This is a genomic window from Mangrovicella endophytica (assembly GCF_002893625.1).
In the GTDB taxonomy this organism is placed as follows: domain Bacteria; phylum Pseudomonadota; class Alphaproteobacteria; order Rhizobiales; family Rhizobiaceae; genus Mangrovicella; species Mangrovicella endophytica.
Window position 1 is genome coordinate 203,462 of the sequence record NZ_PKMZ01000003.1, and the last position, 25,874, is coordinate 229,335.

Here is a 25,874-nt window from a genome sequence, read left to right on the forward strand (position 1 = left end):
CCCGCTTCAGAATTGCACGCGCGGGTCGAACACCCGGTAGATCAGGTCGGTGGCGAAGTTGATGGCCACGAAGATCAGCGCGTAGAAGACGATCAGCGTCTGCACCATCTGGTAGTCGCGGCTGTTCATGCCGCCGACCAGAAGATTGCCGATCCCCGGCAGCGTGAAGATGAACTCCACGATCACCGTGCCGTTGAGGAGATTGCCGAAGCTGAGGCCGATCACGGTGACGATCGGCAGCGCGGCATTCTTCAGCGCGTGGCGGAACAGGACGCGCAGCTCGGACCAGCCCATCGAGCGGGCGGTGCGCACATAGTCCTCGCTGAGCACCTCCAGCACCGATGTGCGGGTGATCCGGGCGAGCGTTGCCACCTGCGCCATGGAGAGAACCAGAACGGGCAGCGCGATGCGCCGGAGAAGATGGGCCGGATCGTCGATCGAGACCGTGCCGCTGGCGGGGAACCAGCCGAGCGTCAGCGAGAAGATCAGGAGGCAGACGAGCGAGGTCCAGAACGAGGGCATCAGATCCAGCACCATCGCGACTCCGGTGATGGCATTGTCCAGCATGCGGTGGCCCTTGTGCGCCGTGAAGGCGGCGAGCGTGCCGAGCGGGATCGAGATCAGCACCGTCAGGACGATCGTGCCGACGGCGATGGAGACCGTCACCGGCAGCGCACCGAGGATCAGCCCGATGATCGGCAGCTTGGTCGTGACGGTGTTGCCGAAGTCGAAGGTGGCGAGATGGCCGAGATAGTTCAGATACTGGACGAAGAGGGGCGCATCGAGCCCCATCTGGCTGCGCATGCGGTCCAGCGCCTCGCCGGAGAGATTGTCGCCGGCGATCGCCGAGATCGGATCGCCGGGGATCATCCGCATGGTGAAGAACACCAGGGTGACGACACCGAGCACCGTCGTGAAGAGCTGCGCAAAACGCTTGAGGCTGTAGACCAGCATGGGGCGGTCCTCCGTCCTACTCGTCGACTTCCCAGAAGTTGACTTGCGCCAGGTAGTTGATGTTGACGCCGGTGACGTTGGTCTTGCTGGGCCAGTAGACGTTGTTGGCCGTCGAGGGGACGTAAGGCAGATCCGTCATCGCGATCGTCTGCGCCTTGGCGTAGAGCTCCATCCGCTTTTCGGGATCGGCTTCGGCGCGCGCGGCTTCGATGGTCGCGGTCAGTTCGGGATTGTCGTACTGGGCGCCGTTCAGCCCCTTCGGCGACCTGTTGTCCGGATGCAGGTAGCTGAACAGGATCATGTCGGGGTTGATCGCCGGCAGCAGCCGGGTCGCCGTCATGAACTCACCCTTGTTGCGCCGCTGGTTGTAGGTCGGCGTGTCGACCAGCTCGAGCTCCATCTTGATGCCGACCTGGCTGAGATAGTCGATCTCGAACTGCTGCTGCTCGGTGACGCCCTGCGCCGATGTGTTGAGCGCCTTGAGGGTGAAGCCGTCGGGATAGCCGGCCTCGGTCAGGAGCTGCTTGGCCTTCTCCGGATCATATTCGTAGCGCGGCGCGTCCTTGGCGAAGACCTCCATCCACGGCATCATGATCGAGTAGGCCGGCGCCTGCAGCGACGGCGCGATGGCCGCGGTGATGGCGGGATAGTCGATGGCGTAGGCGATCGCCTGGCGGACACGCACATCCTTCAGGATCGGATCGGACAGGTTCATGACCTTCAGCGTCGCCGCGTAATTGTCGACGTGGTTCATCTTGAACCCGGCGTCCTTGAGGATCTGGAGCTGCTCTTCCTTGTTCTGCCGCATCAGGAGATCGATCTCGCCATTGCGCAGAGCAATGGCCGCCGTGGCGTCGTCCTTGATGATGTGGAAGTCCAGCGTTTCGATCGGCGCCGGCCCCTTGTAGTAGCCCTTGTGCCGCTTCAGCACGATGCGTGAATTGACGTCGATCGACTCGAGATAATAGGGGCCGGTCCCGACCGGCTGCCAGCGGACCTGGTCGCCGGCCGCCTCGATGGCTTCCTTCTTGACGATCTGCCCCTGATGGTAGTTCGCCACCGTATGGAGGAAGCCGCCATTCGGCTGCTTCAGCTTGATGACGACGGTGTAGGGGTCGGGCGCCTCCATCGTCTCGATGCCGGTGAGTTCTGCGATGTACGGCGAGGCCGTCGCCGGATCGAGGATGCGCTTGTAGCTGTAGAGAACGTCGGCTGCGGTGAACTCGCCATACCCCTTCTGCCACTGCACGCCCTTGCGCAGATGGAAGGTCCAGGTCGTGTTGTCCTTGTTTTCCCAGGATTCGGCGAGATCCGGCACGATGGCGCCGGTCTTTCCGTCATAGGTGGTCAGGCCGCTGAAGACGTTGAAGGCGATGTTTTCGTTCTCGATCCGGAAGATGTTGGCGGGGTCGAATCCCGCCGGATCGTCGTAGAAGCGCACGTCCAGCGTCTTGTCCTCGGCCGCGCCGGCAACGGAGGCCGAGACGACGGCGCCGGGTGAGAGCAAGGTGGCGGCGAGAAGGGCGGCGTACAGCCTGGATCGGCCAGAGGATGTCATCGAACGATTCCCTGCGATGCGCGGCGCTGGAGGGGAGAGGCCGCCTGCAAATGGAAGGGGATGCCTGCGCGGGGCGTCGCGCGAGGCGCGGCAGGCACTATCCGGCCTTCAGCATCGGCTGCTGGACCGCCGTGCTGGCGAGGTAGTCCTTCGCCATGTCGAGGGAGACGACGTCGGCATACTTGTGATGCATGTCGTAGAGGTTGATGTAGTGCGAGGCTTCGGTGCGATCGAAGACGCACTCCTTGACGACGCCCATGCGGAACCGCGCCGTCGCGCCATCCACCACCGAGGCGCGTACGCAGCCGGACGTCGTCTCGCCGCAGACGATCAGCGTATCCACGCCGAGGCTCTGCAGCTGGAAGGCCAGCGGCGTGCCCTGGAAGGCCGAGGGCGCCGCCTTCTCGATGACGAGCTCGCCGGCGATCGGCTTGACCTCGTCGACGATCTGCCAGCCCTTTTCGATCATCTCCTGGGGCATTGTCGGCTTGGCGCGCTTGCGGCGGCCCCAGTGGTTGACGCCCGAATGCAGTCCCTTGACGTGGATGACGGGCACGCCGGCCTCGCGCGCCACTGCCAGCAGCTCGGCGGTCCTGTCGACGGCCTCCCAGCCTTCCAGGCCGGTCGATCCCATCCAGGTCTTCATGGAATCGAAGATGTCTTCGCGCTTCAGGCCGAGCACCGAGTAGTAGATGTCGATCAGGAGCAGCGCCGGCTTCTCGCCAAAACCGTTCAGCTCCTTCTTGCCCCACAGCTCACTGTGCTTCCTGTCGCGCTCCGAGAGGAACGGCTCCCAGCCATATTCCATGTCGCTCGTCTCCGTGAGGTCCTGAGAAGGCGTGGCAGCTGAGCGTGGCGGTGCCTGCACCGCAGCCACCGGACTGCCATCGCACCAGCAGAACTGCCCACTTCTTGATCACCTGAGACCAATGCTAAGAAAATCGACACAGCAAGGTCAAACGAGGATTTCCATGGGTTTTCATAAGCTCTACTAATACGTGCCATGCACGTGCCGCCCCTTCACCTGCTGCGCTCCTTCTCGGAAGCCGCCCGTCTCGGAAGCTTCTCGCGCGCCGCAGCGTCGCTGAATGTCACCCAATCGGCGGTCAGCCAGCAGATCCGCCAGCTTGAGCTGCAGGTCGGCACGCCGCTGTTTCAGCGGGCAGGGCGGCAGATCGCTCTCACCGACTTCGGCCGCGTCTATCTCGAACTGGTCGGGGGGCCCATCGCCGCACTGGAGGAGGGGCATACGGCGCTGAGGGCGATGACCGGGCGCAGCTCCGTCGTGCTGCGGCTGTCGCGATCCTTCGGGATGCAGTGGCTGGCGCCGCGCATGCTCGATATCGCGCAGCGGCACCCGGAGATTTCCGTGACGTCGCTGTTCCTGAATCCGGGCGACGGGCTGGATGCCAATGGCAGCGACGCGCTGGTGCTGTCGAGCAACCGCGCGAGCGAACTGGCCGACTTCATCGTCGAGCCGCTCTTTGTCACCACCCTCTGCCCGGTGGCAGCGCCGGACTTCGGCCCGGTCGACATCGAGCGCCTCGCCGACTATCCGATCATCCACACGCTGCGCCGCTACAATGATTGGCAGACCTGGTGCGCCGCCGCCGACATTCCGTTCGTGCCGCGCGACCACGGATGGTCGTTCGAGAGCTCCAGCATGTCCTATGCGGCCGCCGAGCACGGGCTCGGCATCGTCATGGCGGAGCTGGAATTCGTTGCGCCCGCCATCGCGCAGGGGCGTCTGCGGCCGATCTCACCGATCCAGGCGATCTCGGAACATCATTTCCATATCGCCTATGCGCGCAGCCGCTTCAGCCGTCCTGCCCTTCGCACCTTCCGGACGTGGATGGAGGAGCAGGCGGAGGCCACGCGTCTGACGGATACCTGACGGTCCGCAGCGAGAGGGCGGGATGACCCCGCCGCTCCAGATGGCGCCTTAGGACGAGCGCTGCGCCAGGTTGGCAGCGAGCGTGATCGCAGCGGTGAAGGCGCCGGTCTGCGCGATGCCCTTGCCGACGATGTCGAAGGCGGTGCCATGCGCCGGCGTGGTGAACACCGTGTCGAGGCCGGCCGTCACTGTGACGCCCTTGTTGAAGCCCTTCAGCTTCGTCGCGATTTGCCCTTGGTCGTGATACATCGCGACGACGCCGTCATAGGCCCCGGAGAAGGCCTTGAGGTAGACCGTGTCGGCCGGGAACGGGCCCTCGCAGGCAATGCCGTCTTCGCGCGCCGTCGCCTCCACCGCGGGGCGGATGATGTCGATCTCCTCCGTGCCGAAGAGGCCGTTCTCGCCGCCATGCGGGTTCAGCGCCGCCACCGCGATGCGGGGCGCGGCGATGCCGGCCTTTCGCATCATCCGGTCCGACAGGCGGATGGCGTCGCGGATCGCCGGGCCGGTCACGCCGTCCACGGCCTGGCGCAGCGAGACATGCGAGGTGACGCGCGACATCCACTGATTGTCGAGGACGTTCATCTCGCTGAAATAGGTCGTGTGGCCGAGGAGATGGGCGAACATCTTGTGCTCGTCGGGGAAGCGCCAGCCGCCGTCATACATCGCCCGCTTGTTGAGCGGCGCGAAGGAGACCGCGTCGACCTCGCCGGCCTTGGCAAGGTCGATTGCACGCGCCAGCGTGTCGCCGGTCAGCCGGCCGGACTCAGACGAGACGACACCGGCCGGATAGAGGGCGGGATCGATGTTGCCGAGATCGATGAGCGGCACGCTCGAGGCGTTCCAGTCGATCTCCCGCGGCGAGGCGACGGTGCGGATGTCCAGCGAGACGCCGGCCTGGCGCGCGCCGAGCTCCAGCACGCGGCGGTCGCCGACCACCAGAAGCCGGCAGGGCGGCAGGCCGCTGCGGTCGGCGAGGATCTTGGCGAGGATTTCCGGGCCGATGCCGGTGCAGTCGCCGGGTGTCAGAGCGATGACGGGGCTGTTCATCCGATCTCTCCTCAAGTCGCCGCGACAGCGTCGTCGGCCGCCGCGACGGCGTCGTCGGCCGCTGCGACGGCGTCGGCAATCGCCTGGCCGCAGCTTTTCGTGTTGGCCGAACCCTTCAGGTCGCCGGTGCGCGTCGTCGGATCGGCCAGCGTCGCCTCGATCGCCTTGAGGATCGCGGCCGCCGCCTCGGCATGGCCGAGATGCTCCAGCATCATCGCGCCGGCCCAGATCTGGCCGACCGGATTGGCGATCCCCTTGCCCGCGATGTCGGGCGCCGAGCCGTGCACCGGCTCGAACAGCGAGGGGAATTTGCGCTCCGGATTGATGTTGCCGGAGGGCGCGATGCCGATCGTGCCGGTGCAGGCCGGCCCGAGATCGGACAGGATGTCGCCGAAGAGGTTGGATGCGACTACCACATCGAAGCGGTCCGGGTTCAGGACGAAGCGGGCACAGAGAATATCGATGTGGTCCTTGTCCCAGCGCACGTCCGGATAGTTCGCGGCCATCGCCTCCACCCGCTCGTCCCAATAGGGCATGGTGATGGAGATGCCGTTCGATTTCGTTGCCGAGGTCAGGTGCTTCTTCGGGCGCGAGCGGGCGAGCTCGAAGGCGAAGCGCAGGATGCGGTCGACGCCGATCCGGCTCATCACCGTCTCCTGCACGACGATCTCGCGCTCGGTGCCGGGGAACATCTTGCCGCCGATGGAGGAATATTCCCCTTCGGTGTTCTCGCGCACCACCATGAAGTCGATGTCGCCGGGCTGGCGATTGGCGAGCGGCGCCGGCACGCCCGGCATCAGCCGCACCGGGCGCAGATTCACATACTGGTCGAATTCGCGTCGGAACTGGATCAGCGATCCCCACAGCGAGACGTGGTCGGGCACGGTCGCCGGCCAGCCGACGGCGCCGAAGAAGATCGCGTCGTGCCCGCCGATCTGCGCCTTCCAGTCGTCCGGCATCATCTTGCCATGCTGGAGGTAGTAGTCGCAGGAGGCAAACTCGAACTCGTCGAAGGAGAGCTCAAGGCCGAAGCGCTTGGCCGCGGCCTTGAGAACCCGCACACCCTCCGGCATGACCTCAGTGCCGATGCCGTCGCCCGGAATGACCGCGATGCGCTGTGCCGTCATGGCTTCGCCCTTCCGTGTCAGTTGTTGTCACCGAGGATCGCGGCGACCACCGCGTCCGTCACCAATCGGGTCGTCGCCTTGCCGCCGAGGTCGGGCGTGTGCAGCGCCGGATCGGCCGTCACCCGCTCCACCGCGCGCATCAGGCGCGCTGCCGCAGCGGCCTCGCCGAGATGATTGAGCATCATCGCCGCCGACCAGAAGGTGCCGACCGGATTGGCTACCCCCAAGCCGGTGATGTCGAAGGCCGAGCCGTGGATCGGCTCGAACATCGACGGAAACTGCCGCTCGGGATTGAGGTTCGCGGTCGGGGCGATGCCGATCGAGCCCGCCAGGGCGGCGGCGAGGTCGGAGAGGATGTCGGCGTGCAGGTTGGTGGCGACGATCGTGTCGAGCGAAGCCGGCTTCAGGGTCATGCGCACGGTCATCGCATCGACCAGCATCTTGTCCCAGGTCACGTCCGGGAAGTCAGCCGCGACCTCGGCGGCGATGTCGTCCCACATCACCATGCCGTGGCGCTGCGCGTTCGACTTGGTGACGACGGTCAGGAGCTTGCGCGGCCGCGAGCGCGCCGTCTCGAAGGCAAAGCGCATGATGCGTTTCACCCCGGCGCGGGTGAAGATCGCGACGTCGGTGGCGACTTCCTCCGGCAGCCCGCGATGCGAGCGACCGCCCTGACCGGCATATTCGCCTTCAGAGTTCTCGCGCACGATCACCCAGTCGAGATCGCCCGCGCCGACAGCGGCGAGCGGCGAGCGGATGCCCGGCAGGATGCGGGTTGGGCGGACATTGGCGTATTGGTCGAGCGGCTGGCAGATGGCCAGGCGAAGGCCCCAGAGCGTCAGGTGGTCCGGCACGTCAGGCGCGCCGACGGCGCCGAAGAGGATCGCATCGAAGGCGCGCAGGCGCTCGACGCCGTCCGCCGGCATGAAGGTGCCGGTCTGCTTGTAGCGGTCGGAGCCCCAGTCGAAATCCTCGAGCTGGAGCTCGAAGCCGCCGTCGCGCTGGGCGGAAGCGCGCAGCGCCTCGACGCCAGCCGCCACTACCTCGATGCCGATACCATCGCCCGGAATGACCGCGATTGAATGCCGCCGCATGAATGCTCTCCCATCTCCCGGCTCACATCTCGTCCCATTCGAAACGCCAGTCAATCGAAAATCGTTGACAATTTACAGAACGAGTTGTGCAATCCTCGCCGGGAGGATTGCTCATGACAGATGCACAAACGGGACGGGTCGAGGGTGTCGGTGCCGCGACGGCGGAGCTGATGCCGGGCTTCGCCATCGAGCGCGTGAAAACCGACGGTGCCGAGATAAACTGCGTGATCGGCGGCTCCGGGCCGCCGCTGCTGCTGCTGCACGGCAATCCGCTGACCCTCGTCAGCTGGCACCGCGTCGCGCCGATGCTGGCGGAGCACTTCACCGTCGTGGCGCCGGACCTGCGCGGCTATGGCGACAGCTCCAAACCCGATGGGGGCGAAGACCATGCCGCCTATTCGTTCCGGGCCATGGGCGAGGACAATTTCGCCGTGATGCGGCACTTCGGCTTCGAGCGTTTCCCCGTCGCCGGACATGACCGTGGCGCACGCGTTGCCTTCCGCATGGCGCTCGACCGGCCGGAGGCCGTCGAGAGGCTGGCCGCCCTCGACATCATCCCGACCTATGATCTCCTGTCGAATGTCACGATGGGCTGGGCGATGGAGAGCTACCACTGGTTCTTCATGGCGCAGAAGGCGCCGTTCCCGGAGAAGCTGATCGGCGCCGACCTCAATTATTACATCAACTACAAGCTCAACAAGAAAGGTGTGGGGCTGTCGATCTTCGATCCCCGTGCCTTCGCCGAATATGCGCGCTGCACGACGGCCGAGCAGATCCACGCCGTCTGCGAGGATTATCGCGCGACGGTGACGCTCGATTACGCCTTCGACAAGGCCGATCGCGAGGCGGGCCGGCGCATCGCCTGCCCCGTCTTCGCGCTGTGGGGCTCCAACAGCCATGTCGGGCGGCATCTGAAGCCGGATGCGGCCTGGCGCGGCTGGGCGGACGATTACCGTGGCTTTGCGATCCCGACAGGGCATTATCCGGCCGAGCAGCGTCCGGATCTCGTCGGGCCGATGCTGCGCGACTTCTTCTCCGGCCGCGAGCCGGAAGCCCCGGCAGAAGGCTGAGACATGGCAGCAAGCGCGATCGATCCCGCCGAGGCCAAGCGGCGGGTCCACGCACCGGGACAGGAGATCGCGCTTCTGGATGTGCGCGAGCACGGCCAGTACGGGGAGGGGCATCCCTTCCTCGCCATACCGTGCCCCTTCAGTCGCCTCGAAGCCCTGGTTCCGACGCTGGTACCCCGTCTGGGAGTGCCGATCCTGCTCATCGACGATGGCGACGGGGTCGCGGAGCGGGCAGCCGCGCGGCTGGCCGCACTCGGCTACCGGGATGTCGCATGGATCGCCGGCGGCGCACCGGCCTGGGCCTTGGCAGGCTTCACGCTCTTCAAGGGCGTCAACGTGCCGTCGAAGACGCTCGGGGAGTTGCTGGAGGAGCGCTGGCATGTGCCGCGCGTCACCGTCGAGACGCTGGCTGCGTGGCAGGCGGAAGAGCGTGGCATCCATCTGTTCGACGGCCGTCCGGCGTCCGAATACCGCAAGACCACCGTGCCGGGCGCAGCCTCCTTCCCGAATGGCGAGCTGCCGCACCGCTTCGCCGCCGCCGTCCCTGACGAGACAGCGCCGGTGATCGTGCATTGCGCCGGGCGCACCCGCAGCATCGTCGGCGCGTCAGGACTGGCGCTGGCGGGCATACCGAACCCGGTCTTTGCGCTGGAGAACGGCACGCAAGGCTGGGCCTTGTCGGGGCGCGAACTTCAGAAGGGCTCCACGCCCGCGCCGCTCCCCAGGCTCGACGCCGCTGACATCGCCACAAGCAGGGGAAGGGCCCGCCGCATCCTCGAGCGCTACGCCATTCCGGCGATCGGTGAAGCCGAGCTCAGCCGGCTGGCGGCCGACCCGTCGCGCAGCCTCTACGTTCTCGATGTGCGCAGCGCCGATGAGTTCGCGCGTGGCTCGGCGCCAGGCGCCGTCCATGCGCCGGCCGTGCAGCTGGCGCAGGCGAGCGACGGCTGGCTCGGCGTTCGCCGCGCGCGCGCGGTTCTCGCCGACGATACGGGCCTCAGGGCCGCGATCACCGCCGTCTTCCTGCAGGCGCTGAACTACGAGGTCTTCGTGCTCACGGACGTTGACCGGATGAGCGGCGGCGCGCTGCAGCGCGCCGATGCGCCGCAGCGGGACCGGTTGCCATCACCGCCGCCGTCGATGACTGCGGCCGAGGCCGCGGCGCTCGTAAAGTCCGGCGCCACGATCCTCGATCTTCGTGGCTCGATGGACTACCGCGCCGGCCATCTCGACGGCGCGCGCTGGGCGACCCGATCGCGCCTGCCAGGCCTGTCACTCTCTGCGGAACAGCCTGTCATTCTCGTCGGCGATGCCGACGTGGTGGCGCTGGCGGCTGCCGATCTTGCGGCCGATGGTGCGCCGGTGGCGGGTTGGATCGCGGACGGGCCGGAGGCGTGGCGCAAGGCCGGCCTGTCGGTGGTCGCGACGCCGGATGTCCCGACGGATGCCGAGGCGATCGACTTCCTGTTCTTCGTCCATGATCGCCATGACGGCAACATGGAGGCCGCGCGCCGCTACCTTGCCTGGGAAACCGGCCTCGTCGCGACATTGGACGAGGCCGAGCACGGCGAGTACCGGATCGGTCCCAGCCCCTTCCACTGAGAGCCGACGGCGAGTAGCCCGAGTCGAAACATAACACCGGAGCCGCTGTCGCGGCGCCGGTGTATTGGTGCGTCCTGTGCCTTGGATGGCTTCAAGCCGCGACGGCCGTGCCGCCATTGATCGCCGCAACGATGCCGCGGGTCATGTCGGCCGTGCCGCCGGTGCCGCGGATGTCGCGCGTGCGCGTCGAGGGGTCAGCCAGTGCCGTGGCGATCGCATCCTGCATCAGGGCGGCGGCATCCACCGCCTCCTGGCGACCACGGTTGTGTCCGAGCCACTCGATCATCATGCGCGCCGATTCGATCATCGCGAAGGGATTGGCGATGCCGCGGCCGGCAATGTCCGGCGCCGAGCCGTGCGTCGCCTGCGCCATGGCGAGCGCGCCTTCACCGATGCAAAGGCCCGGCGCCATGCCGAGGCCACCGACGAGCCCCGCCGCCTCGTCGGTGAGGATGTCGCCGAACATGTTGGTGGTCACCACCGTGTCGAAGCTTTGGGGATCGCGCACCAGGCGCATGGCCATCGTGTCGACGATCACCTCGTCGACGGTCACGTCCGGGAACTCCTTGGCGACCCGGTAGCACTCTTCCACGAACATGCCGCAGCCGAGCTTGAACACCGTGTTCTTGTGGACGAGCGTCAGCCGCTTGCGACGCTGCTGGGCGATCTCGAAGGCCGCGCGGGCGACCCGGGACGAACCGGTTCGGGTGATGACGCGCACCGAGATCGTCACCTCCTCGGTCGGCCGGAACTCGCCGGAGCCGGCGACGACGTTGCGGTCCGGCTGGAAGCCTTCGTTGTTCTCGCGCACGATCACGAGGTCGATGTCGTCACGCAGTGCGCCGAGGCCGGGGAAGCTCTTGGTCGGGCGGACATTGGCGAAGAGGTTGAAGTGCTTGCGCATGATCGGATGCGGATTGATCGCGCCTGGCCCCTCTGGATAGGCCTGATGACCGATCGGCCCGAGGATGAAGCCATCAAACGTCGATAGCGTCTCCAGCGTGCCCTCCGGCAAGGTCGTGCCGTGCGTATCGAGCGCCGAGCGTCCGATCGGCATCGGCCGCCAGTCGATCTTGAGGCCGGTCTTTTCCGCCGCTGCCTTCACGACCTCGACGGCGGCCGGCACGATCTCGTGGCCGATGTCGTCGCCGTTGAGAATGCCGATGACGAGATGATGATCCATGATCGTCGTCCTCCTATCGCTCAGGCCGAAACGGCAGACATCGCCGTGATCGCGCCGACGTCGGACGCCGTCTCGAGCGCCCAGCCGGCATCCAGCAGCCGCTGCGTCGCGGCTTCGCCGATGACCGGGATCGACTGGCGGACGAACTTCTCGTTGATCGCCGCATTCGACAGCGGCTTTTCCAGGCTGCCGACGGCATGGGCGACGTCGAGCGTGATGCGCTCGCCGTCGTTGAAGGTGACGGCGATCTTCACGGCGTCCTCGTGGATGCCCGTGTCGGCGGTCGCCGAGACGCGGTCGCGCAGCGCGATCACCTTCGGGTCGCGCACGGCTTCGTCGGTGAAAGCGGTCGGCGAGCCGTCGCCATGGAGCAGCGCCATCGCCGCCGCATGGTAGACGCTGAACTTGCCTTCGAGGCCCGTCTTCGGCGTCTTCTTGCCGGTCAGCTCCAGCACCAGCGGATGCGTGGTGAGTTCGACCTTTGCGATCGCCTCGACCCGATCACCAAGCTGCTCGCGCAGCTGCTGGCAGCCGTCGATCGCGGGATGGATGACGATGCCGCAGGCGAACGGCTTGTAGGAGTTCAGCGCCGCCTCCCAGCGGGTGCCGAGCTCGCCGAGGATCTCGGTATAGTCCTGTTTGGTCGACATGACATTGGCAAAGCCGCGCGGCGCCTCGATCGCCCGCTCGGAGCTGTCGAAGCCCGCCTTGGCGAGGAAGGCGGCCATGGCGCCGTTCTGCGCCGCCCGGCCGGGATGGAAGCTCTTGCACATGGTGCCAAACATCTCGCGGAAGCCGGAGGACTGCGTCGCGGCAATGCCGAGCGCCCAGGTCATCTGCTGTTCGGTGAGGCCGAGCAGCCGCCCCGTCGCGGCAGCGGCACCAAAGACACCGGCTGTGCCGGTGATGTGCCAGCCGCGGTCATAGTGGTCGGGATAGACCGAGTTGCCGATCCGGCACTCCACCTCGACGCCGACGATCAGCGCAGTCAGGAAGTCAGCGCCGCTGATGCCGCGGCCCTCAGACACCGCGAGGATCGCCGAAGCCACGGGACCCGCCGGATGGATGATCGTCTTCAGATGGGTATCGTCATAGTCGAGAACATGGCTGGAGATGCCGTTGACGAGCGCCGCATGCAGCTCGTCCAGCCGGTCGGCACGGCCGATCACCTGCGCGCGGGCCGGACCGGTGAACAGCCGCACCGCATCAAGCGCCCGGTCCACCGTCTCATGGGAGGCGCCGCCGACGGCGCAGCCGAGCCAGTTGACAAAGGTGCGCACGCCCTCCGCTCGCACGGCCTCCGGAATATCGCTGCCCTTCAGGCCGACGGCCCATTGCGCAAGGGTCTTGGTGACGGCGGCGGTCTCGGTCATCGGTTCTCTTTCATGACTGTCGGCATCGCGGCAGCACGCGAAGTGTGCCGTGCGGCGATCGGAAGCCGTACCGCTCCCGATCGCCGAGAGGCGCAGTAGCTCAGCGGGCGCTGATCAGGCGGGTTGCCAGCTCGTTGACGGAGGCGAGCGTCTCCAGTCCGCGGACCAGCTCGACGATCTCGTCGGCCTTACCGCGGCTCATTCCGGCGAACTCGGCATTCTCGCGGAATTTGCCGGCAACCTCGTCGTAGCTCATCGGGAAGGCCGGGCTCCCCTTGCCGAAGTCGGCACGGCCCGAGATCTTGCGGCCGTCCTTGAGCGTGATGTCGATGATCGTCGTCATCAGGTGGTAGCCGGCGGCCTCCGCCTCGTCGTCGACCACGAAGTCGACCTTCTCGATCATCGCCTTGACGTCGTCGCGCTCCACCGCGGCGTCGGTGAACTCGTTGAGCCCCGCGCGCCCGTCAAGCAGCAGGATCGCCATGCAGAATTCCATGGAGAACTTCGCCTGCAGCTCGTCCTTCGGCCGGTGATGGATCAGCGCATTCGGCATGTTGGAGTTGGTGCCGACGCGCACGTGCTGGACGTCCTCGGCCTTGATGCCGTTCTCGCGGATGAGGCGCAGCATCTCGGTCATGCCGGGATGGGTGAGCGAGCCCGACGGATGCGGCTTGATGGAGACGCCGGGGTCGAGGAAGGTCCAGGGGCTGCCGAGCTTGCCATGGATGGCGTTGACATCGTAGCCGCCGCCGGCGGCCGCGAAGAAGCCGCGGGGCGCCTCGAGGATCTTGTCCGTCGCCGTCCAGCCAAGGCTCGCGAACTGCGCCGCGGTGACGCCGCTCTCGGCAGCTTTGCCGGCGTGGAACGGCTTCGTCATCGTGCCGAAATTCTCGCGCAGGCCCGCCGACTGGCTGCCGGCGAGCGACAGGGCGCGGCGCGTCGTCTCGACGTCGAAGCCGAGCAGCTTGGAGGCCGCGGCGGCTGCAGCGAAGGTGCCGCAGGTGGCGGTGGCGTGAAAACCTGTCTGGTAGTGGCGCGGCGCGATCGCCTCGGCGATCTTGCATTCGACCTCGACGCCCAGATGGTAGGCGAGCATGAAGTCGCGCCCTGATGCGCCGGTCTTCTCCGCAAGCGCAAAGGCCGCCGGCAGGGCCGGGGCGGTCGGATGGGTGAGCAGGCCGTAGACGCGGTCCTTGGCGACGGCCAGCTGCGTGTCGTCATAGTCGTCGGCATGGATGCCGACGCCATTGGCGAAGGCGGCAAAGCGCGGTGTCACCTTGCGGCCGGCGCCGATCACCGTCGAGGGGCCCTCAGCAAGGCCGAGCTCGTCAAGGTGGCGGCGGACCAGCTCGCCGCTCTTGGCGACCGAGCCGGACAGGGCCAGACCGAAGCCGTCCAGGATCGACTTCTTGCCGGTGGCGATCAGGTCGCCCGGCAGGTTGTCCGACGTTGTGCCGACGACGAATTCCGCAACATATTTCGTCAGTTCGACATCGACCGGCTTGGCTTGGTTCATGCTGTCCTCCGTCGGGCGCGGGATGGTTGCGCCACCTTTCGAGAGGCAGTGATGCCGGCCAATCTGTCAATTGTCAACAATTTTCGATTGGTCGAAGGGTCGCCTATGAACCCGTGGAAGGGCCCTTCGTGCGCCCACGTCTGGTTGCCGCCTTGGCACTCGCAGCGGCCTCCGCGGGCGCACCATCCGCCCCGGGCTGCCCGGCTTTACGGGTGCGCACGATGCCATTCATGATGTGACCGCGGCCGGCGAGCAGGGCGCGCACAGGATCGCGGGCCTCCAGCGCATCGACGATGGCGCGATGCTCCTCGTTGGAGATGTGGAGGACGTCGTTGCTCGCAAGCGCACGATAGCGCTGGATGTGCAGCTCGCGCACGAAGCTCTGATAGAGCAGCTCCAACCGCTTGTTGCCGGCCATCACGGCGATCTGCCGGTGGAACTCGAGGTTGACGGGATAGTAGACGTGGACATCGCCGAGGGCGACGATCTCGTCCATCCTCGCCGTCAGCGCCCGCAACTCGGTCAGCTGCACGTCGGTGATGCGTTCGGCCAGCATCATGCAGATGCAGCCGAATACGCTGGCACGGGCCTCGGAGAGGTCCTGCGCCTCGTCATTGGTCAGGGCGCGGATGAAGAAGCCCCGATTGGGGATGATCTCGATCAGGCCCATGGCGGCGAGCGCCGAGCAGGCTTCGCGGATCGGCCCGCGGCTGACGCCGAGGCGCTGCGACAACCCGTTCTCGTTGACCCGCTCGTTCGGCTTCAGCTCGCCGTCGATGATCATCCGCTCGATCTCGGCCTGGACGACATTCGCCAGCGAGCGTGTCCGCAGGAAATCGATGGCAGCAAGATGCTGCGGCGGGTTCAGACTGTCCGACATGCGAAGGCCATCACGAGGTTCAACGGGCGCCGGCTGGGCGGTCCGACTGTCATTGTGACCGAAAAACCGGGGCGGCCGCTTCGATTAGCAAGATTTGCCGGCAAAATCGATGCGGCGGCGAGGCGCTTTTCAAAACGAAACTCCCCGCCGCCACAGCACATCGCTTGATGCCTCGATCCTATCCTCTGGCATTCATCTGCGAGCCGCCGAGAACAGGCAGTCGATTGGCGACGAAGACGACAGCGAAGGAGATTGCGAGCAGGATGATGCCAAGCACGCAGATCGCCCCGAGGTCGCCGCTCTCGTTCAGATCGTAGATGATCACCGAGACGAGCTTGGTGTTGGCCGTCGTCAGAAGGATCGTCGCCGACAGCTCCCGGATCGTTCCGACGAAGACGAAGCACCAGGCCGCAACGACGCTCGTTCTAAGCAGCGGTGCCGTGATGTCCCAGAGCGTCTTCAGCCGCGAGGCGCCAAGGATGCGGCCGGCCTCCTCCAGCTCCGGATGCACCCCCTGAAAGGCCGAGGACATCTGCTGGTAACCCGCCGGCAGCTCGATCGTCATGAAGGCGATCAGGAGGATCCAGATCGTCCCGTAGAGCTGAAACATCGGATTGGCATAGGACAGAAACAATGCGACGCCGAGGACGATGCCGGGAATGGCGACCGGGGCGGTGGCAAGCACGCCGAGATAGCGCGCGCCGGGCAGCGATTTGCGGGTCACGAGATAGGATACGACGAGAGCGACCGCTGTGACGATCGTCGCCGTCATCACGCCGAGCACGAAGGTGTTGCGCAGCGCCAGCTGCGTCGCCGAGAACTCGAACAGCACGAATTTCCAGTGCCGCAGGGTCAAGGTGTCGAAGCTGATGGCATCGCCGATCGTGCCGGTGAAGGCCGTCTTCACAAGCGCGAGGTAGGGCAGGATGATCGTCAGCGACAGGATCACGCCGACAAAGGCGATCGCCGCCCATTTCCAGCGCCCGAGTTCCGTGATGCGCGGCGTGCCGCTCTTGCCGCCGAGCACCGTATAGCCGCGTCGCCCGAGAATGGCCTTCTGCGCACGGAGCAGCACGATGGTTATGAGGAGCAGCGGGATGGCCGCGGCCGCGGCAAGGCCGGGCTTGGGCGGAAACTGGAACAGGCTCCAGATCTTCGTGGTGATGACGTGGAAGCCGGCCGGCAGGGCGATGATCGCCGGCGAGCCGAACATGGTGAGCGCCTGCAGGATGGCGATCAGCGTTCCCGCCAGCATTGCCGGCAGCACCATCGGAATGGTGACCTTGCGCAGCGTCGTCATCGCACCGCCGCCGAGGATCGAGGAGGCGTCCTCAAGGTCGGAGGGCACGCGGTCGAGGGCGTTGGCCACAAGCGTGAAGACGAAGGGAAAGGTGAAGCAGGCGATCGCGAAGACGAGGCCCGGGAAGGAGTAGATGTTGACGAGGTAGGAGTCGGCCGAAAGCCCGAGCGCCGAGCGGTAGATGATGTTCACGAGGCCACTGTTCGGCGCGGCGATGATCTCGTAGGCGATCGCGCCGAGAAAGGGTGGGGTGACGAAGGACGCCGTCACCAGCATGCGTATCCACCGCTTGCCGGGAAGGTCGGTCCGCGCGACGAGCCAGGCCATTGGCGTCGCGATCAGGCAGGACAGGATGCCGACGGCGAGCGCCATGCCGATGGCAAGCGCGTAGGAGCGCAGCATGGCCGGGTCGGTGACCAGCGAGACGTAGTTCTGCAGGGTGAATTCGGGACGCCGTCCGCTGGTGCGGAAGGAGTACCAGATCAGCCAGAACAGCGGCAGGATGACGAGAACGCCGAGCAGTGCCGCCAGGAAGCCGAAGGTCGGCCAGGAGAGATCGACGCCTTTGCGGCGCCGATCGTCGTTGAGGGTGGTGTCGGTGATAACGGCCACGGTTTCGATCAGGTCCCGAAATACTTCTCGTAGTTCGCCTTGATCTCGTCGATCATCGGCTCGAGCTTCTCTGGGTCCGACTCCAGGACCTTGATGTCCTTCAGCGGCGTGCGGCCGGCCTTCTCCTTCACCTCCGGATGGAAGGAGCGCAGTCCGCCGAAGTCGCTGTTCAGCTGCTGCGCCTCGCGCGAGAAGAGGAAGGCGTAGAAGAGCTTGGCGGCGTTCTTGTTCGGCGCTTCGGCGAGCACGGCCGCATTGCCGACGGCGAGCGGGGTTCCCTCGGCCGGGTAGACGATCTTGATCGGCACGCCTTCGTCCTGCAGGCGGAAGACGTTGTATTCGTTGCCGTCGACCTCAAGCGCACGCTCGCCCTGGGCAAGCTTCTTCGGCGGCTCGGTCGAGGACTGCACCTGCATGACGTTCTGCTGGCCGAGCTTCTCGAACCAGTCCCAGCCGAGCGTCTGGCTGAGCACGAAGGTCGCGGTCATCACCGTGCCGCTGTAGCCTGGATGCGCCTTGACCATCTTGCCCTTGTATTTGGGGTCGAGAAGGTCGGTCCAGGTCTTCGGCGCGTCCGCCTCGGGCAACAGGTCGGTGCGATAGGCCATGACGGAGAGATGGGCGCGATAAGCGGCGAAGTTGCCGTCCGGATCCTTCTCCTCGGCCGGCCAGGAATCCGCCACGACCTGCGGCACCATCGGCTCGAGCCAGCCTTCGCGCTTGAAGTACTGGAAGTGGACGGCGTCGGAGGTCTCGATCACGTCGGCATTGTAGATGCCGCTCGTATATTCCTGGCCGATGCGCTGGAACACGCGCTCGGAGCCGGCGCGCTCCACCTGCACCTGGATTTCAGGGTACTTCTCCCGGAAGAGGCCGGCGAGCTTCTCCGCCACAGCGACGTCGGTCGCCGTATAGAAGACCACCTTGCCTTCTTGTCTGGCGGCCGCCTCGAGCTCGGGCGTCACCTGATAGGGCGCCGGCGCCTCGGCGAGGGCCGGCAGGGCCCCGAAGGCCATTCCAAGCGCTGCGGCCGTTATCGTCTTGAACCACATTCCAGCTCTCCTCCCGTTTTGGCTGGTTATCTGCTCAGTGCCCGGCAGCGCTCCGGTGGGAAGCGCATCCAGACCTCCTGCCCTGCAGGCACGGCGAAATCGACCGGCGCGAGCGCCCGCACAGTTTCACCGTCCTTCAGCGACACGAGATAGTCGCGGTGCGAACCCAGATAGATCTGGCGCACCACCGTGCCGGCCGCGGCATTGGAGCCGCTGTCGCCCGGCCGATCCTTGGACAGGACGATGTCGTGATGGCGGACCGAAACAGCGGTCTGCCCGTCCGGGGCGACCGTGCCGCTCCTGCAGACCAGGGCGAGGCCGTCGTCGCGCAGGACGGTCTGGCCGTCGCCGCGTCTGCCTTTGAGAATGTTCGTGCCGCCGATGAAGCGCGCGACGAACTCGGTCTCTGGCCGGGCATAGATGTCCTCCGGCGATCCGGCCTGCTCGATGAGGCCGTCATTCATCACCACGATCAGGTCGGCGGTGGTCATCGCCTCCGACTGGTCGTGCGTGACATAGACCGTGGTGTAGCGGAATTCGTCGTGAAGGCGGCGGATCTCGAAGCGCATCTCCTCGCGCAGATTGGCGTCGAGATTCGACAGTGGCTCGTCGAGGAGCAGGATCTCCGGCTTGATGACGAGCGCGCGCGCCAGTGACACGCGCTGCTGCTGCCCGCCGGACAGTTCGCCAGGATAGCGCTCGGCAAGAGCGGAAAGGCGGGTGGAGGCCAGGATCTCGTCGACGCGGCGCCTGACCTCGTCCGCCGGCAGCTTGCGCAGCTTCAGCCCGTAGGCGACGTTCTGGAACACCGTCATATGCGGCCAGAGCGCATAGGACTGGAAGATCATCGACATGTTCCGCCCTTCCGGCGGAACGGTCGAATGTTCGGACGAGACGACCTTGCCGCCGACGCGGATCTCGCCGCCATTGGCCGGCACGAAGCCGGCGATGAGCCGCAGCGTCGTCGTCTTGCCGCAGCCCGAAGGGCCAAGAAGACAGACGAGCTGCCCCTTCTCGACAGCGAGATCGATGCCTTTCACGGCCTGGAAAGCACCGTAGTTCTTCCGAAGGCCAGCCAGTTCCAGAAACGCCATCGTTCCTCCCAATGGCACCCGCACTCCCATACGGGCTTCTCCAAACGAAGCTATGGTTCAAATTGAAGATTGTCAACAAAAGGCGATTTGAAGACGCGGGCCTTCCTGTTGCCTCATATGATCAGCCCAACCCAGCCGTGGGCCAGCCCGATGATTGGCCGACCGTGAGTCCGTGATTGGCCAGCAGCTGTGCTGAGACGCGCTTATGGGCCCCAGCGAAGGAGCACGGGTAGATAACCGGCCCGTGCTTGGAGGCCGGTAGTATCTGCGGCGATGGGCGCGGCTGCGCCCGGGCCCGTCGTGGATCACACCATGTAGGCGCCGCCATTCACATGCAGCGTCTGGCCGGTGATGTAGCGGGCCGACGGTCCGGCCAGCATGCGCACGGCCGCTGCGACCTCGTCGGCCGAGCCGCGCCGGCCGAGCGGCGTCGTGCGGCTGGCATGGTGGGCCGGCTCCTCGCCCGTCCGCTTGGTTTCGATCAGGCCGGGCGAAACGGTGTTCACGGTGATGCCGGTCGGGCCGAGATCATGGGCAAGCGCCCTGCCGAAGCCGGCCAGACCCGCCTTTGCGGAGACGACGTGGATGCGCTCCTTGGCGCCGCTGTGGCCGGTCATGCCGCCGATCAAGACGATCGCACCGGCCGGGCTCTTCTCCAGCGCCGGCAGGGCGGCCTGCGCCAGCAGGAAGGCGGCGTCCAGCGTCAGGCTCATCACCTGCCGCCAGGTGGCGTAGGCCAGCGTATGGATGTCGGCCTCCGGCCGCACCGATGCGTTGTTGACGACGATGTCGAGGCCGCCAAAAGCACCGACCGCGGCCTGGACGAGGCGTGCCGGCACGGTTTCGTCGGTCAGGTCGCCCAGCATCGTCTCGGCCCGCCCGCCGGCGTCACGGACCAGCCGCGCAGTCTCCGCGGCGCCGGCTTCATCCTGTCCGGCATGGACGAGGACATTGGCGCCGCCGCTCGCCAGCGCCACCGCGATGGCCCGTCCGATGTTGCGCGAAGCGCCGGTGACGAGCGCCGTGCGGCCTTCGAGTTCACGCTGTTCCATGGATGCTTTCCTCTCCTACGGGATCCGGGCTGCGGCCGAACCACCGGACACCGGACTTAATGCGATTGAATATTGTTGACAATATTATGTTGTCGGAATACGAGGCGGCATGATCAGTCTGCGTGAGACTTTCTCGCTCATCCAGAACACCTCGCTCGCCTCGCATCTCGAGCGCGAGATCGAGGCGATGATCCTTGCCGGTGAGCTTGCGGTCGGGGACCGGATCGCCGACCTGGAGCTGGCGGAGCGCTTCAAGGTGAGCCGCAGCCCGGTGCGCGAGGCGCTGCGCGCCCTTGACGCCACCGGCCTGGTAGAGGTGATCCCGAACCGCGGCGCCTTCGTCAAACGCATCGCCGTCGAGGAAGCGATGGAGGTCTACGAGGTCCGCGCCGCCCTGTTCGGGCAAGCCGGCCGCCTGATGGCGGAGCGCGCCGGCGATGCGGATTGCCGGCTGCTCGGCGAACTGCACCGGGAGATGGGCGAGGCCTCGGCGTCGCACGCCTTCGACCGCTACTTTCCGCTGAACTTCCGCTTCCACGAGCTGATCGTGGATGCTGCAGGAAACCGGACGCTGGCGGCGCAATACCGCATGCTGGTGAAGCGCTTGCGCCTGTTCCGCGCGCGCAACCTGATGTTCCGCGACACGCTGGAAGTCTCCAATCGCGAGCATGAAGCGATCGTCGATGCGATCGGGCGGCGCGACGGCGAGGCGGCGGGCGCTGCCTGCTTCGCCCATGTCGAACAAGGGCGCCTCAGGGTGATGGAGCGGCTTCGCAGCGAAGCCGCCGGCACCGGTGAGGGCGGTGAGGAAAGACCGCGCGGCCAAGCCGTGTGAGTGCATGCGATCCGGCGCACTGGGAGGTGGCCGGACGACCAACAACAGGGGAGGATGATCGATGAAGAAGACGCTGCTGGCCCTCGGGGCCTTCATTGCTGCGGCCATGCCCGCTTCGGCCGAGCCGCTGGACTATCCGCATGACGTGGTGACGCTCGTCACCCATTCGAGCCCGGGTGGCGGCAGCGACGTGTTCCTGCGTGAGCTGGTGCGCTACCTCGGCAAGCAGATCAAGACCAACTTCGTCGTCGAGAACGTCCAGGGCGGCAGCGGCGCCAAGGCGATGGCCCGGCTCGCCCAGTCGCCGGCGGATGGCTCGATCTTCTATGCGACCACGCCGACCTACATCTACACCTCGCTCCTGAGCGCGCCGGAATACAAGTACGACGCGCTGCAGCCGGTGGTGAACTTCTTCACCGACACCGAGGTCGTCTATACCGCCGAGAACAGCCCCTACAAGACGCTGGCCGATGTCGTGGCCCACGCCAAGGAGGACCGCGGCCGCTGGGGCGCCGCCAATCCGGCCTCGCTGGAGCGTCAGGCCGCCGAGCAGCTGAAGGCGGCAGCCGGCGTCGAGGCCGCCATCGTCACCCATGAGGGCGGTGGCGACATGATGATCAACGTCCTGAACGGCACGCTCGACATTGGCATCGGCGAGGTCCAGGAGCTGCGCTCGCAGATCGAGGCCAAGCAGATCCGCCTGCTCGCCACCTTCAATCCTGATCGGCTGCGGGACTTTCCCGACGTTCCGACGGTGAAGGAGAGCGGCTACGACGTGGTGCTGCAGAAGTTCCGCGGCCTCGCTGCGCCGAAAGGCCTGCCGGACGACGTCGCGGCGATCTGGGACAAGGCCGCGCAGGCCGTTCTCGCCGATCCCGACTACAAGAAGGCCTATGAGGCGGAGAGCCTCGTGGCGAACTTCATCGACCACACGAAGTACCCGGCCTTCGTGGACCAGTTTGTCGCGCAGACCACCGACTTCCTGAAGAAGTCGGGCGTCATTCAGTAATCCGGCCTCCAATGGTCTGGCGGGGCCGGCGATGCCGCCCCGCCGCTTTCAGCGGACGATCTCGATGAACAAGGATCTTGCGAGCGGCCTTCTGCTGCTGGCGCTGGCCGGCGGCTATTTCTGGGCCGCCGAGACCATCCCGAACAGCATGCTGGACGACGCTTTCGGCCCCCGCGGCCTCCCCGTTGTCCTCGCTGGCCTGCTGGCCTTCCTGGCCCTGATCCTGGTGCTGCGCGGCGTTGCGGGCCTGCGCACCGTCACGGCCGATGCCGTCGCCAATGACGAGGAGGATGACGGCGAGCCGGATGCCGCGCTGCCGCGCGCCCTCGGCTTTCTCTTGATCGGCGCAGCTTACGTGGTCGCTTTGCCCTGGCTCGGCTACCCCGTCTCCATCGCGCTGCTGATCGCCTCCATCGCGCTGTACGAGCGGGCGCGGCGCGACTGGCGCCTTCCCGCCGCTGCCATCTTCGGCGGCGTCCTGTTCTGGCTCCTGTTCAACAAGCTGCTCGGCGTCGCTCAGCCCTCCGGCGTGCTCTTCTCCGCCTTGTTTTCCTGAGGACACCCTGATGGACAGCCTCGGACTGATCTGGACACTTTCCACCACCACCTGGATCATCCCCGCCGCCCTCATCGGGCTGGTCTGGGGCATCCTCGGCGGCGCGCTGCCGGGCATCTCGGCCTCGATCACAATGGCGCTGCTGCTGCCCTTCACCTACACGATGGAGCCGGTCACCGCGATCGTGCTGCTCGCCTCGGTCTATATCGGCGCCGAATATGGCGGTTCGATCCCGGCGATCCTGATCCGCACGCCGGGGACCAACTCGGCTGCCGCCACCGTCATCGACGGCTATGAGATGAAGCGGCAGGGCAGGGCGGGCGAGGCGCTCGGCATCTCGCTCTGGTCCGGCTTCCTCGGCTCGATGTTCGGCCTCGTCATGCTCGTCACGATGACGGAGCCGCTGTCCTGGCTGGCGCTTGCCTTCAAGCCGACCTCCTATTTCGGCCTTGGCATCCTCGGTCTCAGCGTGATCGCCTCAATGACGGGCGGTTCGCTGGTGAAGGGCCTCGCCGCGGCCGTGGTCGGCCTGATGATCGCCACTGTCGGCGCTGATCCGATCGCCGGGATCAACCGCTTCACCTTCGGCGTGCCGGAGCTTCTCGGCGGCGTCGAGCCGGTGCTGGTGATGGTCGGCGTCTTCGCCCTCAGCGAGCTGATGGTGCAGTCCGGCGCCTCCGAGCTGTACGAACTGAAGGAGAAGATCCGCGTCCGCCTGCCGAGCTGGGACGTCATGAAGCGGCTCAAGCGCTCGCAGTTCATCGGCTGCATCATGGGCCTCTTCGAGGGCCTGACGCCGGGCGGCGGCGGCTCGATCGCCGCCTTCCTGTCCTATAACGAGGCGCGGCGCTGGTCGAAGGAGCCGGAGACCTTCGGCAAGGGCTCGATCGAAGGCGTCGCAGCGCCGGAGGCTGCCAACAACACGGTGGCGTCAACGACGCTGATCCCGCTCCTGTCCTTTGGCATTCCGAGCTCGAACTCCACCGCGGTGCTGCTTGGCGGCTTCCTGATCCACGGCCTGCTGCCAGGCCCGCGCCTCTTCGAGCAGAATGGCGATGTGGTGATGGGCCTTTACCTCGGCTCCTTTGTCGCCATCGTCGGGCAGCTCCTCTTCGGCATCCTGCTGCTGCCGGTCTGCGTCTGGCTGGTTAACCGGCCGCGCCCCTACCTCGCCGGCTTCATCCTCGCCCTCATCCTGTCCGGCGTCTACACGCTCGACCACAGCCTGTTCCATGTCGGCTTCGTGCTCGCCATGGGCCTCGTCGGCTACCTCATGCGCCGGGCCGGCTTCCCCTTCCTGCCGCTGATCCTCGGCGTCGTGCTCGGGCACATGGTGGAGTCCTCCTACCGGCGCTCGCTGGTGCTGTCGGGCGGCGACCACCGCATCTTCCTGGAAGATCCGATCGCGGTCGGCCTCCTGCTCGTCTCGTTCGGCTTCATCGTCTTCTCGCTCGGCCGCGACATCCGCGAAGCCCGCCGCGCCAGGCAGGTGGCAAAGCCGCTGGAACTCAAGGAAACGCACCCATGACATTGCATGCCAGCCTCGACGCGCCGGCCCTCTCCCTCCAGCTGGCGCAGGCGCTGCGAAGCGCCGAGCCCTCGGAGGCGGCCCGGCACACCTGCTGGCGCCTGGCGCTGGACATCGTCGGCCTCGCCGTTGCGGCGCGGGAGACGGACTATGTCGCGGCCGTTCTCGGCTCCTGCGTCGGTGACGGGCCGGCCCGTGTCTTCGGCCATGACCGCAGGCTCGGCCTCTATGATGCGGCGACCGTCAACGGCACGGCGGCCCATGGCGAAGACTTCGACGACACCTTCGAGGGCGGCCCGGTGCATGCCGGCGCGGTGGTGGTGCCGGCGGTCCTCGCGCTGGCCGATGCACGGGGTCTCGACAGCGCGGCGGTGCTGCGCGGCATCGCCGTCGGCGCCGAGCTGATGTGCCGCCTCAGCCTCGTTGCGCCGCAGGCGATCCACAAGGCCGGCTTCCACCCGACGGCGGTGATCGGCGCCCTGGCGGCCGCCGGTGCGGCGAGCGCAGCGCTCGACCTCGACGAGAGCCGCTTTGCCCATGCGCTCGGCACCGCAGGGAGCCTTGCCTCCGGCATCATCGAATATCTCTCCGACGGCAGCTGGACAAAGCGCCTGCATGCCGGCTCTGCCGCGGCGGCGGGCCTGCGGGCCGCACTCCTTGCCGAGCACGGCTTCGTCGGGCCGCGCACCGTGCTGGAAGGCCACCACGGCTTCTTCAAGGCCTTCGCCCCATCGCGCCAGGCCGACTTCGCGCCGCTGCTCGACGGGCTCGGCCAGCGCTGGATCATGGAGGACATCGCCTTCAAGCCCTATGCCTGCGGGACGATGACCCAGCCTTTCGTCGACTGTGCGGTCGATCTTGCACGGCAGGGTATCAAGGCGGACGAGATCGAGCGCCTGCTCTGCTTCGTCGGGGAAGGCACGGTGCATCGCCTCTGGGAGCCGATCGAGGCCAAGCGCACGCCGCCGAACGGCTATGCCGCGAAATTCTCGACGCCGTTCTGCGTCGCTGTCGGGTTCCTCGACGGGGCGGCGGGGCTCGACCAGTTCACCGATACCAGGGCGACCGACCCGGCGGTGCGGGCCCTGGCGGCCAAGGTCGCCTACGAGATCGACCCAAAGGACGAGTACCCCAAGAACTTCACCGGCCGCATCCGCGCCGAGCTGAAGGACGGCCGCACCGTCGAGGCCCGCAAGCCGCATATGCGCGGCGGCGCCAAGGAGCCGCTGACCGACGCGGAGCTGGTGGCGAAGTTCCGCGCCAATGTCGAGTTCGGCAAGGCCTCGCCGGAGCAGCGGCAGATCGCGCTGGAGCGGCTGCAGTCGCTGGCGCCGGAGGGCGTGGAGACGCGTCTCTAGACGGTCGCGCACTCGGCCTTCGGGGCGGCGGAAGGCTGGTGCGACACCGAGAGTTTGGCGAGCTCGTCTGCGCCAGGCTCAGATCTCTTCGGAAACGGGGACCACCAGCATATTGCCGGCGGCGCCGCAGCACTGCTGATTCCGCACCGCTGCATGGCTGGCCTGCGCGACAAGAGC

Annotated in this window: 22 protein-coding genes; 8 read left to right on the forward strand and 14 right to left on the reverse strand. The window is 66.6% G+C overall.

Annotation, left to right across the window (positions count from 1 at the left end):
- Nucleotides 1-6: 6 nt before the first annotated feature.
- The 3 genes from C0R46_RS09835 to C0R46_RS09845 form a co-directional block, all read right to left on the reverse strand.
- Nucleotides 7-954 carry an ABC transporter permease gene (locus C0R46_RS09835; RefSeq protein ID WP_102959449.1) on the reverse strand — a complete coding sequence of 316 codons (948 nt, stop codon included), beginning with the start codon at nt 952-954 and terminating at the stop codon, nt 7-9.
- A gap of 16 nt (nt 955-970) precedes the next feature.
- A complete protein-coding gene (locus tag C0R46_RS09840; RefSeq protein ID WP_102959450.1) occupies nt 971-2,512 on the reverse strand; it encodes an ABC transporter substrate-binding protein in 1,542 nt (513 codons plus the stop codon).
- A gap of 97 nt (nt 2,513-2,609) precedes the next feature.
- Nucleotides 2,610-3,320 carry an isochorismatase family protein gene (locus tag C0R46_RS09845; protein WP_102959451.1) on the reverse strand — a complete coding sequence of 237 codons (711 nt, stop codon included), beginning with the start codon at nt 3,318-3,320 and terminating at the stop codon, nt 2,610-2,612.
- Nucleotides 3,321-3,515: 195 nt separating this feature from the next.
- Between C0R46_RS09845 and C0R46_RS09850 the strand changes: the two genes are divergently transcribed.
- Nucleotides 3,516-4,406, forward strand: coding sequence for a LysR substrate-binding domain-containing protein (locus C0R46_RS09850; protein WP_102959452.1), 891 nt, complete (start codon nt 3,516-3,518; stop codon nt 4,404-4,406).
- A 48-nt stretch (nt 4,407-4,454) separates the two neighbouring features.
- Here C0R46_RS09850 and C0R46_RS09855 read toward each other — a convergent pair whose 3' ends face one another.
- From C0R46_RS09855 to C0R46_RS09865, 3 genes are read right to left on the reverse strand one after another with little or no spacing between them, the layout of a single operon-like run.
- Nucleotides 4,455-5,456: a PdxA family dehydrogenase gene (locus tag C0R46_RS09855; protein ID WP_102959453.1), complete on the reverse strand. Its 1,002-nt coding sequence runs from the start codon at nt 5,454-5,456 to the stop codon at nt 4,455-4,457.
- A gap of 11 nt (nt 5,457-5,467) precedes the next feature.
- The gene (locus C0R46_RS09860; RefSeq protein ID WP_102959454.1) at nt 5,468-6,583 is read right to left on the reverse strand and encodes a tartrate dehydrogenase; all 1,116 of its coding nucleotides are present in this window, start codon (nt 6,581-6,583) and stop codon (nt 5,468-5,470) included.
- A gap of 17 nt (nt 6,584-6,600) precedes the next feature.
- Complete coding sequence (locus tag C0R46_RS09865) at nt 6,601-7,677, reverse strand: tartrate dehydrogenase (RefSeq protein WP_102959455.1); 1,077 nt, start codon at nt 7,675-7,677, stop codon at nt 6,601-6,603.
- A 113-nt stretch (nt 7,678-7,790) separates the two neighbouring features.
- On the opposite strand from C0R46_RS09865, the gene C0R46_RS09870 reads away from it, so the two are divergent.
- Together C0R46_RS09870 and C0R46_RS09875 are read left to right on the forward strand one after the other, a co-directional pair.
- Nucleotides 7,791-8,747 (forward strand): alpha/beta fold hydrolase, encoded by a 957-nt coding sequence (locus tag C0R46_RS09870; protein WP_102959456.1) that lies wholly within the window; start codon nt 7,791-7,793, stop codon nt 8,745-8,747.
- Between the two features lie 3 nt (nt 8,748-8,750).
- Complete coding sequence (locus C0R46_RS09875) at nt 8,751-10,349, forward strand: rhodanese-like domain-containing protein (RefSeq protein WP_102959457.1); 1,599 nt, start codon at nt 8,751-8,753, stop codon at nt 10,347-10,349.
- Nucleotides 10,350-10,440: 91 nt separating this feature from the next.
- On the opposite strand, the gene C0R46_RS09880 is transcribed toward C0R46_RS09875, so the two are convergent.
- From C0R46_RS09880 to C0R46_RS09915, 8 genes are all read right to left on the reverse strand, one after another.
- Nucleotides 10,441-11,532 (reverse strand): isocitrate/isopropylmalate dehydrogenase family protein, encoded by a 1,092-nt coding sequence (locus C0R46_RS09880; RefSeq protein WP_102959458.1) that lies wholly within the window; start codon nt 11,530-11,532, stop codon nt 10,441-10,443.
- A 20-nt stretch (nt 11,533-11,552) separates the two neighbouring features.
- Complete coding sequence (locus C0R46_RS09885; protein WP_102959459.1) at nt 11,553-12,905, reverse strand: MmgE/PrpD family protein; 1,353 nt, start codon at nt 12,903-12,905, stop codon at nt 11,553-11,555.
- Between the two features lie 100 nt (nt 12,906-13,005).
- Nucleotides 13,006-14,421, reverse strand: a complete 1,416-nt coding sequence (locus tag C0R46_RS09890) for an MmgE/PrpD family protein (protein WP_102959460.1) — start codon at nt 14,419-14,421, stop codon at nt 13,006-13,008.
- A 103-nt stretch (nt 14,422-14,524) separates the two neighbouring features.
- The gene (locus C0R46_RS09895; protein ID WP_102959461.1) at nt 14,525-15,301 is read right to left on the reverse strand and encodes an FCD domain-containing protein; all 777 of its coding nucleotides are present in this window, start codon (nt 15,299-15,301) and stop codon (nt 14,525-14,527) included.
- A gap of 178 nt (nt 15,302-15,479) precedes the next feature.
- Entirely contained in the window at nt 15,480-17,213 is a 1,734-nt protein-coding gene (locus tag C0R46_RS09900; protein WP_245413510.1) for an ABC transporter permease, read from the reverse strand.
- Between the two features lie 8 nt (nt 17,214-17,221).
- Nucleotides 17,222-18,265: an extracellular solute-binding protein gene (locus C0R46_RS09905; protein ID WP_102959462.1), complete on the reverse strand. Its 1,044-nt coding sequence runs from the start codon at nt 18,263-18,265 to the stop codon at nt 17,222-17,224.
- Between the two features lie 26 nt (nt 18,266-18,291).
- Nucleotides 18,292-19,359: an ABC transporter ATP-binding protein gene (locus C0R46_RS09910; RefSeq protein ID WP_102959463.1), complete on the reverse strand. Its 1,068-nt coding sequence runs from the start codon at nt 19,357-19,359 to the stop codon at nt 18,292-18,294.
- A 305-nt stretch (nt 19,360-19,664) separates the two neighbouring features.
- Nucleotides 19,665-20,411, reverse strand: a complete 747-nt coding sequence (locus C0R46_RS09915; protein ID WP_102959464.1) for an SDR family NAD(P)-dependent oxidoreductase — start codon at nt 20,409-20,411, stop codon at nt 19,665-19,667.
- A 109-nt stretch (nt 20,412-20,520) separates the two neighbouring features.
- Here C0R46_RS09915 and C0R46_RS09920 point away from each other — a divergent pair, with 109 nt between their 5' ends.
- The 5 genes from C0R46_RS09920 (at nt 20,521) to C0R46_RS09940 (ending at nt 25,697) form a co-directional block, all read left to right on the forward strand.
- Nucleotides 20,521-21,246 (forward strand): FCD domain-containing protein, encoded by a 726-nt coding sequence (locus tag C0R46_RS09920; RefSeq protein ID WP_102959465.1) that lies wholly within the window; start codon nt 20,521-20,523, stop codon nt 21,244-21,246.
- 61 nt (nt 21,247-21,307) lie between these two features.
- Nucleotides 21,308-22,255: a Bug family tripartite tricarboxylate transporter substrate binding protein gene (locus C0R46_RS09925; RefSeq protein ID WP_102959466.1), complete on the forward strand. Its 948-nt coding sequence runs from the start codon at nt 21,308-21,310 to the stop codon at nt 22,253-22,255.
- 64 nt (nt 22,256-22,319) lie between these two features.
- Nucleotides 22,320-22,811: a tripartite tricarboxylate transporter TctB family protein gene (locus C0R46_RS09930; RefSeq protein ID WP_102959755.1), complete on the forward strand. Its 492-nt coding sequence runs from the start codon at nt 22,320-22,322 to the stop codon at nt 22,809-22,811.
- A 10-nt stretch (nt 22,812-22,821) separates the two neighbouring features.
- Nucleotides 22,822-24,339 (forward strand): tripartite tricarboxylate transporter permease, encoded by a 1,518-nt coding sequence (locus C0R46_RS09935; RefSeq protein WP_102959467.1) that lies wholly within the window; start codon nt 22,822-22,824, stop codon nt 24,337-24,339.
- Nucleotides 24,336-25,697: an MmgE/PrpD family protein gene (locus C0R46_RS09940; RefSeq protein ID WP_102959468.1), complete on the forward strand. Its 1,362-nt coding sequence runs from the start codon at nt 24,336-24,338 to the stop codon at nt 25,695-25,697. The genes C0R46_RS09935 and C0R46_RS09940 overlap by 4 nt, the downstream gene beginning before the upstream one ends.
- Nucleotides 25,698-25,874: the final 177 nt, after the last annotated feature.